Genomic DNA, 13201 nt, shown 5'->3' on the forward strand with positions numbered 1-13201 from the left:
GCGAAATCAGCTACGAGGGGGATGCCAGACGCTGTCAGGCGCGCGGGTCGGAGCCTGGCTCTGGAGGGAAACCAAAGGGAGGGGGCTTAGCATGGGCAAGGCGAGCTTGCCGCGCGCGAGCTGGAACAGGCTACTGGTCTGACACTCCAGGCCCGTGTCACACACAACGCTGCCGTCACCCTGAGTGAGGCATTCCTGGGTACGATTTTCCAGCTTGAGTATGGCGCTGTCGAAGGTAGAACCCGACTGATGGGTCGCGTGCCGTGTGTCTGCACGCTGGACGTCCGCCGTCCCGGTTAGGGGCAGCGCGAACAGCATCAGAATAATAAGAAACAGGTTTCGACAGTTGATCATGGTCTTGGGTGGCAGATGCGAGGCAATCGCCACAAATCCTTTTCTGAATACGTTCCGGTACACCCAAGGCTATCAGGCTCGGCTGACAGTACGCTGAGCCGGACATTACATTTGTGTCAGCTTCGCTCAGCTCTTCAGATCATCCAGGATTGGCCATCAGGCGCAACAACTTGCCGAGCAGTTCATCAATGTTGAATGGCTTCAGCAGAATATCGAAACCGGGTTCGTTGAAGTTTTTCCGGTCCTTGGCACTTTCCGCATAACCGGTCATGAACAGCACAGGCAGGGTTGGTCTCAGACGCCGCGCCTCTGCCGCCAGTTCGCGCCCATTCATCCGCGGCAGACCAATATCAGTCAACAACAGGTCAATGGGCCCGTCGCCCTGAAGCAGCGCCAGCGCGGATTCCACATTGTCTGTCTGGGTGCACTGATAACCGGCATCGGCCAGCCGTTCAGTGATGGCAGCACTGACGGCGACGATATCTTCGACCACAAGGATATGCCCGCTTGCGGCGGCGTGAGCGGTCGCCTCGTCAGCGGTCGGCGCCTCATCCATTTTTTCACCGACCGGCAATAGCAGCATTACCTCGGTAAATTCGCCAACCGCACTGCATACGCGTGTCACACCGCCGGACTGACGGGAAAAGCCATACAACATGGACAAGCCCAACCCGGTGCCCTTGCCGATCGACTTGGTGGTAAAGAACGGGTCGAACACCTTTTCCAGCAGCTCAGGCTCGATGCCGGTGCCGTTGTCCCGGACACTGAGAGCAACATATTGGCCATCCGCCAGCTCAGGATCGCGCTCGATGGTGACAAGCTCAGTGCCTATCCATATCTGGCCACCCTCGGGCATCGCATCCCGAGCGTTGACCACCAGATTGATCAGTGCGCTCTCAAGCTGACTGCTGTCGGCGTAGGCGATCACCGCGTCCGGAGACAATTGCAGGGTCAGGGTGATGCTCTCGCCAATCGAACGGCGGATGAAGTCGTCGAGCGAGCGAATCAACGCATTCAGGTCGACAGACCTGGCCTCCAGCGGCTGCTGCCTGGCGAAGGCGAGCAAACGGTGGGTCAGGCCCGCACCACTTTTGGCCGATTGCAGTGCGGTGTCTGCGAAGCGCTTAATCTCGTTATAGCGCCCAGCAGCCACCCGCTCGTTGATGAGCTCCAGGCTCATGATCACACTGGTCAGCAGATTGTTGAAATCGTGCGCAATGCCGCCGGTGAGCTTGCCCAGCGAATCCATCTTGCCAGCTTGCAGCAGCTGCGCCTCGGTTCGCTCGCGCTCTTTGACTTCGTGTTGGAGCTGGTGGCTGACCGTGGCCAACTGCTGCTCCTGGCTACGTTCCTTTTGCAGCCGCTCGGTTACATCCTCGATAAAAACCAGTGCCAGATCAGGCGCGCGGTACGGCGCTATCTGCCACTGCGTAATGCGCTCGGAGAACGCCCCGCGCATGGTTGCAGTGCCGGTCCAGCGCTCGCCCGCCTTGATCCGCGCCCGGATGACCTCCAGCAGCTCATCCTGGGAATCGCCCATACACTTGCTCATGTCCTCGCCAGGACATTTGGTTATGAGCCGGGAAAACGCCTGGTTCTTGTTATGCACCTTCAAGGACGAATCGACCACAGCAATGGGCGCAGAGATGTTCTCGAAGATCTCGCGGAAGTGTTCCTCCCGCTCCTTCAACGCCCGCTCGGTGTCCCGCACACGCAAAAGCGTGCCCAGCGTCGCGATCAGCACATCGGGGTCGATCGGATGCACCAGATAGGCATCTGCACCGGACTCCAGCCCATTGATGATATCCCCGGTTTCGATGGAAGCCGCCGACACATGAATAACCGGCAACACCGCCGTGCGGGGATCAGCCCGCAGCCGGCGGGCAATATCGAAACCGCTCATATCGGGCAGATTGATATCCAGGATCAGCGCATCGATTGGCTGTGAATCAATCACCGCCAGGCCGTCAGTACCATTGCCCGCCTCGATCACGCGGTAACCGTGAGCCTCCAGCCGCCTGCGGATGGCATAGCGCGTAGCGGCGTTGTCATCGACGACGAGTAGCTGCCGTTCACTCATCGGGGGTCTCCATAGTCAGTGACACTGGGATTACCACATAAAAGGTTGACCCCACGCCTGGCTGGCTCTCAATGCCCACGCGTCCGCCCAGCAATGCGGCGTAACGCTTGCAAAGGGATAACCCTAACCCGGTTCCGTGCAGTCGTTTCTGCAAGGGCGAATCGATCTGTACGAAATCTTCGAACAGCTGATCATGCAATTCAGCGGGAATACCGATCCCGGTATCGCTCACCGAAAACCGCACCCTGTCTTCGTCAACCATCTGCGCCGACACGCGAACCTCCCCGCGCAGGGTGAATTTCAACGCATTGGAAATGAAGTTCCTGAGTATCTGAGCAAGCTTCTTGTCGTCGGTATACAACCGGTCCACGCCGACCGGCTCCTCGAACACCAGGTCGACCGCGTCAGTATCCACGATTGGCCGAAACATCCCGCGCAGGGCTGCGAAGAAGTCGAACATATCGAACCAGGCCGGGGAGATGGTGATGCGACCCGCCTCAATCTTTGCCAGGTCGAGCAGGTCGTTCACCATCTCTGCCAATTCCTGCGCAGCGGTACTGACAAACTTGACCTGCTTCTGCTGCTCATCGTTCAGCGGCCCATCCAGTTCATCCCTGAGCAAGCCGGTGATGCTCAGTATCGACCCCACCGGGGTGCGAAACTCATGGCTCATGTAGGACAGAAAGCGGCTTTTGAGCTCGGACGCCTGCTTCAGCGCATCCGCCTGGGCATCCAGCTCGGAATACAGCGCAACAACGCCCTGGTTGGTCTCCTCGAGCTCCAGCCGCAGAGCCTCGTTCTCGGCGCGCAGGCGGGATGTTTCACTTGATTCAGGCATTGAGCAGCTCCAGATCTATAGCCATAACGGTGACATCGTCGCGCCCCCTGCAGAAATCCCGATACAGCACCGCCGCGACGGTGGCAGGGTGCTGTGTACGCAGCCCAGGATAATCGTTCAGGTCCCAACGAGACTGCAGTCCATCGCTGTACATCACCAGCAACTGAGCATTGGCTTCAGCGTAGGTAAAAGTATGTGCCTTGCGATACTGCACGCCAACGATGCCTGGATGCGAAGCCATACCGCGCGACCCCTGCGGTGAAATCAACCGCACACCTATGTTGCCGATACCGGCGAACTGCAACGTCCCGCTCTCATTGTCGTACTGCGCAATCGCCGCTGCCCCGCCCCGCGTGCCGTTCATGGCCCGGTGCATATCAGCCAACAGGGCGTCCGGATGATCGAACGGCCGTAGCGCAAAGGCGGCACTGCCGCAGCGACCCGCCTCCTCTGCGGCTTCGCCATGTCCCAGCCCATCAATAAGCAAGGCACTGATGTTGTGAGCATTGATACCCAGATGCCACACATCGCCACAGGCGGTCTCATTGATTATCGGATGTTGATTGATCCCGATCCGCAGATCGGCCACGCCGCGCGGGAACACGCGCGTCATGACCACTGCGCCGCGCTCATCGGCAAAGATATCCATCACCTGCGACTGTCTCGAAATGGACCCCAGCCCTTCCCCCGGCGTGCCCCCCGTGGAGAACCCATCGCGTAGACAACGATGGGCGTCAAAGCCCGGGCCGCGATCGATAGCAATAAGCTCGACGCCCTGCCCGCCGCGGCCAGGCACCACACGGCAATGCAGCTCGCCACTTTTCGCGTGCTTGAGGACATTACTGGCCAGTTCGGTCGCCACCAGCGCCGCCCGACCCGCATCGGCCTCGTCGAAACCGAGGTCTTCGGCCAGATGCTTGGCGCAGCGGCGAGCCTGGCCAATCCGACTCTCGTCATCGATCGGAATGACCTCAGTGAGCGTGCCTGCGAGATTCAGCTCCATTGAGTGATCGAAATACGAGTGCCCTGGCCTGGCGCGGTCTCGATATCGAACTCATTGACCAGGCGCTTGGCGCCCGTCAGACCGAGACCCAGCCCATTCCCGGAGGTCCAGCCGTCAGTCATTGCCAACTGCAAGTCAGCAATACCGGGGCCCTCATCATGGAAAATGATCCTGATCCCTTTTCGCAATCCGTCTTCCAAAATTTCCCAATGCAAGTCGCCACCGCCGCCATACACCAGCATGTTGCGCGCCAGCTCGCTAACAGCCGTGACCAGCTTGGTCTGCGCCACAAGACGCAACCCGCAATCCTGCGCCAACTTGCGGCAGGCCTGACGGGCGAGAACGATATCCTGTTCGGTGACGATGGGCCGCGTGCCCTGGTCTTTGATGTTCATTGACGCTGCGCACTATCAAGTAGCAGCTTCATTCCGCGGTCAACGTTCAGTGCAGTCGCCACGCCAGGCAAGTTCAAGCCCAGCTCGACCAGCGTGATAGCCACGGCCGGCTGCATACCGACCAGAACAGTCTGAGCATCCATGATTCTGGAGAGGCTGGAGATATTGGCGATCATTCGCCCGATGAAGGAGTCGACAATTTCCAGGGCAGAAATGTCGATCAACACGCCCCGCGCCGCCGTCGCGCTAATGCGTTCGGCCAGATCCTCCTGCAGGGTCAACGCCAACTGGTCATGCATTTCTACCTGGACCGTGACGAGTAGAATCTCACCCATCCGGAGTATCGGAATGCGTTCCATGATCAGCTCGCTTTGGTAACGGTCAGGCCTGAACGGCGCAGGGCAAGAGCAAAGGCATCGGCCAGGTTGGCCTTGGTGACGATGCCTTCGAGATCGAGCCCAAGATGTACTATGGTCTGAGCGATTTGCGGGCGTACGCCACTGATGATGCAATCAGCGCCCATCAGGCGGATGGCCGTCACGGTTTTCAGCAGGTGCTGGGCAACCAGCGTATCGACCGTCGGCACGCCAGTGATATCGATAATGGCAATGTCAGAACCGGTATCGACGATGCGCTGCAACAGCGACTCCATCACCACCTGAGTGCGCTGCGAATCCAGCGTGCCGATCATCGGCAGCGCCAGCACACCATCCCACAGTTTCACCACCGGCGTGGACAGCTCCAGCAGCTCTTCCTGCTGGCGCTTGATAACGGACTCTCGGGCTTTCTGGAAGGTACGAACGGTGTGCAGGCCCATCATATCCAGCAGCTCGGATACCAGCGTGATCTGGGTAACCAAACTAGCAGGTGGCACAGATGTTTCGCGTTGTAGCAGGTCGAACAGCGGACGCTTCAGAGAAAATACGAACGTGGCGGTTTGCTGAGCATCAAGACCCTGTAAAGCCCGGCTATGGGACAAGGCTTCCAGAAACTCGCGCGTCCCGGCCCAGCCATTCGCACCCCAGTAATCGCCGCCCGACTCGACAACACCTTCGCTGAACAGCTTCAGGAAGTCTGCGGTTTGCTTCTTGAGCTCATCCGCTCGTACACCCCTGACAGCTCCGCTCTCTTCCAGGGTCGCAAGCCATGCCGCTTGAATAGAGGATTGTTGCTCAATAAGCGCGTCGGTGATGCTTTGGTCAAATTGTGACATTCGTCCGGTCTCGTCTGGGAAGAAGTTCATCAGATGGTACCTGTTTCGAAGAATTTTTTACGATTTTCATGGCATCAGCGAATGAAACGCCCTCACCGCACGCGCGCTGGAACAGGCCGTCCCGGTTTAGGGACAGCGCGAACAGCCAGCGCCTCCTGCCGGCTGCCCACCAACAAGGTCTCACCGACATGACGATTATATTTCGCTCTCGAATCATTTTATAACGATTTGCGGGATTCGCAGTCTTGGATTATATATACGACGGGTTATATGAGACCTCTTCTATCTGTATAGTAATTACACATCTAAATTATATATTGAGCGGGACAGGCTCCCGCTCGCAAAGGGGACCGCATATGAAGAAGGATCCAACCAAGGGTTTTATTGCGCTGCTCGGCTGGGCACCCAACGCCGTTGAAGCCGCAGCCACCTTTGATCGTCGCTATGTAGTGGTCGCGCCCGAATGGGCTGAGGATTACTGCAAGGAACACGACATCCCCTATGTGGCCTGGAACTTCGAGCGGCTCAATGACCGTTCAATGGAGATAGCTGAGACACTTAAAGATATGGGCGTTGACGTATCCATCCCATTGTTCGAAGAAACCGTGGAATGGGCCGGAGCTATCAACTCTGTTCTGTTGGACAACCCCCGCCTGTTCGGCCAGTCGATGCTGATGCGTGACAAGTCCCTGATGAAGCGCCGTGCGCAGCTCGGTGGCATTCGCGTTGGCATTTTCGAGGAAGCCCACGATCGCAGCGATGTGATCCGCTTTCTCAAGCGCGTCAACCAGACACTGCTCAAGCTCGATGGTGATCCGAACGACCCGATTCACGTCAAGGCTTTCGACAAGGCAGGTTGCCTCGGTCACCGGGTCATCCGCACACCGGATGACGTGGATGCAATCCCCGACGAGGAGTTTCCATCCTTGATGGAGTCTCACCTGGATGGCTGGGAATTCGCGGTCGAGGCCTGGGTTCACAATGGCAAGATACGCTTCCTGAATATTTCCGAGTATGTACGTCTGGGCTATTCGGTACACGTTCCTGCGTCACCCAAGCTTGAGGAATATCGTCCGCAGATCGTCAAGCAGATCGAGAAGTTGATCAAGACCTTCGACATCGAGTTCGGGATGATTCACCCCGAGTATTTCGTGACCAGCGATGGCGAGATGTATTTTGGTGAAGTGGCCTACCGTCCACCAGGCTTCAAGGTATTCGAGCTCCTTGAGCGCGTTTATAAGGGTTTCAATGCCTACCACGCCAGCATGCTGGTATTCGATCCGAAATCCACCGAAGAGGAAGTTGAAGCCTACTTTCCCAAGGAAATCGAAGATGCTGATGGTTACGCGGGTTGCTTCGGTGTGTATCCGCGCCGTCGCGTGGTCAGCAAGCTCGAGATTCCGGCTGAAACCGAGGACCACCCCTATTTCGAGTCCCACGAGCTAACCACACCGCTTGAGGAGATGGTAACCAAGCGCACCGCATTTGGGACGCATTGGGGCCTGATTTATTTCAAGGGTGACAACGCCGAAGAGATGCACAAGTTGCTCGCGCGTCAGGAAGAGCTGGACTTCTACGTATAGCGCTCAGCGCATCCGGTCCCTATCATGGGCGGCAATGAGAATGAGTAGGGAGTGTGTGCGTGGTTGAGCAGAATACGCAAAATCCGCCAGATGACGGCAAGCTTACGTTGTTGTTGTCCCGGTTTGACGAAGCCATTGAGCTGCTGGACCGCGCCCCGGAATTTGCCAAACCAGGCAAACTGGGCCGGGTGTTCGATACCGCGCGGCGGGTAATGATGGTGCCGGGTGGCTGTGCGCAGCTTGAATCGCGCGCGGCCATGCTGGAGTCCGCAGGGATTTTTGCCGGGTCTGACTGGGCCAGCCCGGAGACACTGGTGCCGGCCCTCACCCCCCTGACGCTCTCGAGCGCCGACCCCCATACCCTGGTGATTGAAGCGCTCAGCGAGCTCAGGCTGCTGGCGGTGGCGCGCGGTGACTTCGTTCATCCGGTCGTGTCTGCCGAACATGCACACCACTTCCTGACGCAGGTACTGGCAAGCAACCTTGCCCTGCTGTTCTCTCCCTTGAGTGAAGCCGAGCGTGAAACCCAGGGTAGTCTCGCCGAGTTGCCACGTAACCTGCTGCAGCACCTGGCCGAATCTATTGGCTACCAGCACGTTATCGACCAGTTGATTGGTGAGATCTGGCGCATCCTGCAACAACGGCCCATCCAGGTTGATCCGGTCAAACGGATGATTACCCAGATTGCACTGTGCCAGGCCAATCCCGACATTGATCTGGGGAACAGCGGCCAAGGCGCCGACCGTCTGGTCAGCAGTCTGTTCGGTCCTACGCATGCATGTCGAGAAGACCCGGGTATTGAAATATACCAGGAGCGTCTCGATTACATGGATCACGCCGCACTGCAAAGCGAAGCGACCGGTTTTGCCCGGGCCATGCACGACACCGGCCTGGCCTCGGCTTATCACGCCGTTTTGATGCGCCATCTGTACAACCAGGCGGAGCACCTGCTGGCCGAAGCCATGGGGTTATCGGCAACCGGTAGAGACTGTTTGCTGTGTTATCGCGAGCTGGTCCTGGCACTGATCGACAAGGGTGTACATCCAGGCACCCCGCAGGCGATCTACGGCCTGGCCTTGATGCTCGAGCGCGGCATTCTGTTTCAATTGCCGGTGGCCCCCGCCATGTGGCGGCAACTGGGTTTACCGCTATCGGACTGGTCGCGGGAGCGGCTGGCCATGGCGTTCGGCACCGCCGTACCTGCTGAGGCACTTTTGCTGGAGGGCGTCCTGTGCATGCTGGGCCAGCCACTCGGCGTAGGTCAGGGCAACAACCCCACCTGCCAGTCTGCACGGGCACTGTCGATGTGGGCCTACAACGACCCCGATTACCTCCTGCAAATGGTGACCTGGGCGGCACGCGATGACGAGATCATCATGCACTTCGAAGGCCAGCCAATTTCGTCACAGGAGAGCCTGAGCGGCGTGGCGACCACGTTGCCAATCGACCTGGATGCGGTTTCACTGCTGGTAGTGCCGCATCTGGACCGTATTTACGCCGAAATGGGCCGGCGCTGTATTGGCCGGGAGGGCGACCCCCATCGCTGGGTCAATCCCGAGTTCCATGGCTGGTGGGCGGGTCGCGGCTTCCGCTTGAATGTTGATGTCCCGACGGGCAATCTCGTTGATCTGGATGACTTTATCCGGCATTTCTATGCGGCTTATCACCCTTATCACAATGGCAATCAGCCGCTGATCCATCCTCAACCGGCGGGCATCGCTGTTACCGACAGCGCTGCGCGCTTCATCGGCTGGCACGCAATCACTATCTTGCGGGTCAGTCTGGATCAGACCGACGAGATGCGTCTGTATTTCTACAACCCGAACAATGACAGTGGGCAGAACTGGGGCGACGGTGTGGAAGTCAGTACTGCAGGCCAGGGTGAACGTTTCGGAGAAGCGTCACTGCCCTTCGCACAGTTTCTGTCCAGGCTGTACATTTTTCACTACGACCCGCTCGAGCACGGCGAACCCGCATCGGTCACCCGCAAGGAGCTGGATGAAGTCATCGGCTATATCCAGCGCAGCTGGGGCGCCGGACGCATGCCAGATGGCCCCCTGGAGCCTCCTATCGCTGAATGATTGGTGCCCGGCGCCCCTGACTCTACCGGCACCCAGGAAAACGCCGCTCCCTCGCGGCGAACATGCCCAGGTCAGGGAACGATAACCTACACGCTTATCAGCGCGCCCGATCAGGCCTCAATCGGGGGGCCATGAGCGCTATCGCAACGCCACTCAGCACCACCCCGGATGTGATGATGAGCCGCATGGACATGGGCTCGCTCAGCAGCAAAACGCCGCCGAGCGCGGCAAGAATGGGCACGCTGAGCTGGAGCGTTGCCGCCTGCTGAGCGCTGATCTGCTTCACTACGCCATACCAGACGGCATAGCCTGCGCCCGAGGCCAGCACGCCCGACCCCAGGGCGTATAACGAACCCTCCAAGCTAGTATATAGCTGCCCAACGACACTTAGAATCAGGCCCATGAAAAGTACCAGCGGCCAGCTGCGGATGAAATTACCGGCGGTATCTGCCAGCGGATTGACAGAACCTCTGCCAATCAGTGAGTAGGCACCCCACGCGACGCCAGAAACAATCATCACCAGGGCACTGACCAATGGCGGGGCTTGCGCACCGGGCAGCAATAAAGCGACCAGGCCGGCGAAAGCCATCAGCATGCCCAGCAGCACCTGGGCCTGAAAGCGCTCACCCTGTACCCAGGCAAATGCAAACATCGCGATCTGCACAGACCCGAACAGAATCAGCGCGCCGACACCTGCTCCCAGCTGAATGTAGGCAATGGAAAACAGGTAGGCGTATACGAACAGCGATATGCCGCCTTTCCAGCTCCCCCCGAGCGGTCGCGCAGGCCTGCGCAGCTTGATCAACAGCAGCAGGAACAGTCCCCCGCTGACCAGTCGGATAGTCGTAAAGGTACCGGGGTCAACGTCCCCGTTCATCAGCGCCAATCGGCAAAAAATCGAGTTCGCGGCGAACGCCACAACACTGAACATCGCAGGCCAGACCCAGTGCTTCCTATTACATCGAGCCAACAGGCTGGTTCCATTTCTCATTGCGATGTAGTGCTCCAGATAGAAATCGGCCTATGCACTAGCGTGCCGAATTGCCATCAATCTTCGAGCAAAGAGAGGCATACCGCAACGCTCGCGTACGTCTCCAAGCATTCATCCCGCTCACCGCCGAACCCATACCTCGACCCGCCCATTGCGCTGCGCTCCGGTTGCCCCGCCCGTTGAGCCGACAGGCATGTAATGCCCATATCCGGTATGCCCCAGCACTACAGTGCCCCGTTCGCGCAGTGCTTTGCTGACGGACAGCGCACGCAGTTCGGAAATCATCTGTGCGCGGAGCTCGTCGTTTCTGCTTGGCAATAGCTGTGGCGCCTGAATGCACGCCTCGGCCAGTGGGACCGGGATGTGCGGACGCGCATCACTTCACACACGATCGCTCGAGTTACACCTTTCGCTCGCTCCCCCTTCGGCAGACCCTGCGTGATAGCGCGTATCAGCCAGCTCGTGATTGGTAGCGCGAAGATGAATACGCCGCTGTTGCAAACCGATCATCAAAAGCGGCACCACGATCATCGCGCTGCCGGCCAGGAACCACATATCTGGTACTTCAGCGAAGAATACCCAGCCAATGATCACCGCCCAGATCAGCCCGGTGTACTCCGCGCTGGTGACCTGATTGGCATCCACATGTTTGTAAGCCATCAGGACGCACACGTTATAGGCAAGGATGAATATTGAAGATCCCACCGCGCTGACGAATACCGCATTGCTCCATGCAGCGCCTTCCCACAGCGCCAGGGCCAGGCATAGCGGAATGATCATCAAGTAGTTGAGAAAGAGCTTGTGCGCCGTGGACTGCTCGCGGGGCAACTTGCGAACCAGCACTGCGTTAATCGCCAGCGCAGCAGCCGATCCCAGAGCGCCTAATGCCGCCCAACTGAAGTCGACAGGGCGCAATATCACCAGGATGCCGGCGAACCCAAAGATAACGGCAGCAAGGCTGAGCTTGGTCAAACGCTCGCCAAAGAAGAGCACCGACAAAACCATCACCAGGATCGGCGCGACATAAAACACCGCATTAGCAGTAGCCAGTGGCAAAGCGATGAGCGCATACACCATGCAAATGATACCGACCAGGTGCACATGCGCTCGGATGAAATGCAGCCGCGCTCCTTCAAACGCTTTGCTGGTATCGATGTGGCGCCAGAATGGCAACAGCACCAATAGCGTAATCACGCAGCGCAAGAACGCATATTGAAATACGGGTGCGCCCGCCTCGAGAAACTTGATGAACACATCGGAGATCAGTGCCAGGGCATTGCCGATGACCAACAACGCAATAGCGCTGTTAACTGTTTTTCCTGCCATATCGCCCTCTGGGAACCTCGTAAAACCTGCAAAGAGTCTAAGGTTTGCCGGATAGCGAGAGAACTGATATTTAACTGAGCGTCGCAAGCATCAGGTGCTCAGCGTTGAGGACGCCCTACTCCGCCTTGAGCCGGCCGGCCAGCCTCAACAGCCGCGCCACATCCCGCGCCCGCTCGCGCAACAACTCCGGCGCCTGACTGCACGCCTCCGCCAGCGTCATGGGGCCTGGCGTGATCGCAAAGGCCGCATCAATACCCTGTGCGTACAGCTCCGCATAGTCGTTTCCTAGTGTTCCGGCCAGCACTATCACCGGCACATTTGCCTGACGGGCCAAGCGCGCTACGCCAAGTGGCGTCTTGCCTCGCAGGGTTTGCGCGTCGAAACGGCCCTCCCCTGTGATCACCAGATCCGCACTTTTCATATGGGACGCTAACTGGGTTACTTCTGCCACCATCTCGACCCCGGGACGAAATGTGGCATGCAGGAATGCGCGAGCCGCGAATCCGAGGCCGCCGGCAGCGCCACTGCCTGCCAGGCCACGATGACATTCACCAAGCGTTGCGTTGCAACAATCGGCAAACCGACTTAACGCCTCGTCCAGCGCTACCGTCTGCTGCGCCGTGGCGCCCTTCTGCCGGCCAAAGGTAAAGGATGCGCCGTGGGGGCCACATAAAGGGTTGTCGACATCAGCCGCCAGCTCGAAATGCACTGTACTTAAACGCGGGTCCATGCCATCGAGATTGATCGATGCCAGCGCCGCTAACGCAAGCCCCCCGGGCGGCAACGGGCGCTGCTGCGAGTCAAGAAACCGCACGCCGAGCGCTTCCAGCATGCCAGCGCCCGCATCGTTGGTCGCACTGCCGCCCACAGCCAGCATGATTGAGCGCGCACCGGCATCCAGCGCCGCGAGGATCAGCTCACCTGTACCTCTCGACGTGCTGATGCGCGCATCGCGCAGATCGACAGGTACCAGCTGCAGCCCACTCGCCTCGGCCATTTCAATGACGGCCGTACGGGACGCCGGCAACCAGGCCCAGCGGGCCTCGACCTTGCCGCCCAGCGGGCCGGTTACCTGCGCAGTACGCAGCTCCCCGGACACGGCAGACAGAATGGCCTCGATAGTCCCTTCACCGCCGTCAGCCATCGGGCATTTGATTAACTCTGCATCAGGGAAAACGTCTCTAAAACCTAGCTCAATAGCTTTGGCGACGTCGGGCGCGCTCAGGCTGTCCTTGAATGAATCAGGGGCGATGATAATTTTCATGATGCTTCGATACCTCGGAGAATAGCGAGCACGCTAAAACCGCACTCATCTGGCCAGGACCCAACGCGACCTG

The 13201-nt window shown here is 58.7% G+C and carries 13 protein-coding genes; 2 read left to right on the top strand and 11 right to left on the bottom strand.

Translation table 11 applies throughout. The annotated features are described in order from the left end of the window. Positions 1 to 6 precede the first annotated feature (6 nt). From FHK95_RS14605 to FHK95_RS14635, 7 genes are all read right to left on the bottom strand, one after another. A complete protein-coding gene (locus FHK95_RS14605; RefSeq protein WP_150305370.1) occupies positions 7 to 387 on the bottom strand; it encodes a hypothetical protein in 381 nt (126 codons plus the stop codon). Positions 388 to 493: 106 nt separating this feature from the next. Beyond that, a complete protein-coding gene (locus FHK95_RS14610; protein ID WP_150305371.1) occupies positions 494 to 2434 on the bottom strand; it encodes a hybrid sensor histidine kinase/response regulator in 1941 nt (646 codons plus the stop codon). Then, positions 2427 to 3272, bottom strand: a complete 846-nt coding sequence (locus FHK95_RS14615) for a sensor histidine kinase (protein ID WP_150305372.1) — start codon at positions 3270 to 3272, stop codon at positions 2427 to 2429. Before FHK95_RS14615 ends, FHK95_RS14610 begins: the two co-directional genes overlap by 8 nt. Further along, positions 3265 to 4269: a SpoIIE family protein phosphatase gene (locus FHK95_RS14620; protein WP_150305438.1), complete on the bottom strand. Its 1005-nt coding sequence runs from the start codon at positions 4267 to 4269 to the stop codon at positions 3265 to 3267. The genes FHK95_RS14615 and FHK95_RS14620 overlap by 8 nt, the downstream gene beginning before the upstream one ends. After that, positions 4266 to 4670, bottom strand: coding sequence for an anti-sigma regulatory factor (locus FHK95_RS14625; RefSeq protein WP_150305373.1), 405 nt, complete (start codon positions 4668 to 4670; stop codon positions 4266 to 4268). The genes FHK95_RS14620 and FHK95_RS14625 overlap by 4 nt, the downstream gene beginning before the upstream one ends. Beyond that, the gene (locus tag FHK95_RS14630) at positions 4667 to 5029 is read right to left on the bottom strand and encodes an STAS domain-containing protein (protein WP_150305374.1); all 363 of its coding nucleotides are present in this window, start codon (positions 5027 to 5029) and stop codon (positions 4667 to 4669) included. The genes FHK95_RS14625 and FHK95_RS14630 overlap by 4 nt, the downstream gene beginning before the upstream one ends. Before the next feature lie 2 nt (positions 5030 to 5031). Then, the gene (locus FHK95_RS14635) at positions 5032 to 5883 is read right to left on the bottom strand and encodes an STAS domain-containing protein (RefSeq protein WP_150305439.1); all 852 of its coding nucleotides are present in this window, start codon (positions 5881 to 5883) and stop codon (positions 5032 to 5034) included. A gap of 356 nt (positions 5884 to 6239) precedes the next feature. On the opposite strand from FHK95_RS14635, the gene FHK95_RS14640 reads away from it, so the two are divergent. Both FHK95_RS14640 and FHK95_RS14645 read left to right on the top strand, forming a co-directional pair. After that, complete coding sequence (locus FHK95_RS14640; RefSeq protein ID WP_150305375.1) at positions 6240 to 7466, top strand: ATP-grasp domain-containing protein; 1227 nt, start codon at positions 6240 to 6242, stop codon at positions 7464 to 7466. A 59-nt stretch (positions 7467 to 7525) separates the two neighbouring features. Then, positions 7526 to 9547, top strand: a complete 2022-nt coding sequence (locus tag FHK95_RS14645) for a hypothetical protein (RefSeq protein WP_150305376.1) — start codon at positions 7526 to 7528, stop codon at positions 9545 to 9547. A gap of 97 nt (positions 9548 to 9644) precedes the next feature. On the opposite strand, the gene FHK95_RS14650 is transcribed toward FHK95_RS14645, so the two are convergent. The 4 genes from FHK95_RS14650 to FHK95_RS14665 form a co-directional block, all read right to left on the bottom strand. Beyond that, positions 9645 to 10538: a DMT family transporter gene (locus FHK95_RS14650; RefSeq protein WP_150305377.1), complete on the bottom strand. Its 894-nt coding sequence runs from the start codon at positions 10536 to 10538 to the stop codon at positions 9645 to 9647. Positions 10539 to 10658: 120 nt separating this feature from the next. After that, positions 10659 to 10856 carry a hypothetical protein gene (locus FHK95_RS14655; RefSeq protein ID WP_178114807.1) on the bottom strand — a complete coding sequence of 66 codons (198 nt, stop codon included), beginning with the start codon at positions 10854 to 10856 and terminating at the stop codon, positions 10659 to 10661. 63 nt (positions 10857 to 10919) lie between these two features. Beyond that, positions 10920 to 11864, bottom strand: a complete 945-nt coding sequence (locus FHK95_RS14660; RefSeq protein WP_150305378.1) for a DMT family transporter — start codon at positions 11862 to 11864, stop codon at positions 10920 to 10922. A gap of 115 nt (positions 11865 to 11979) precedes the next feature. Then, positions 11980 to 13128 (bottom strand): glycerate kinase, encoded by a 1149-nt coding sequence (locus FHK95_RS14665; RefSeq protein ID WP_150305379.1) that lies wholly within the window; start codon positions 13126 to 13128, stop codon positions 11980 to 11982. Positions 13129 to 13201: the final 73 nt, after the last annotated feature.

The sequence above is a fragment of the Pseudomonas saliphila genome (assembly GCF_008638345.1).
Taxonomy (GTDB): Bacteria; Pseudomonadota; Gammaproteobacteria; order Pseudomonadales; family Pseudomonadaceae; genus Halopseudomonas; species Halopseudomonas saliphila.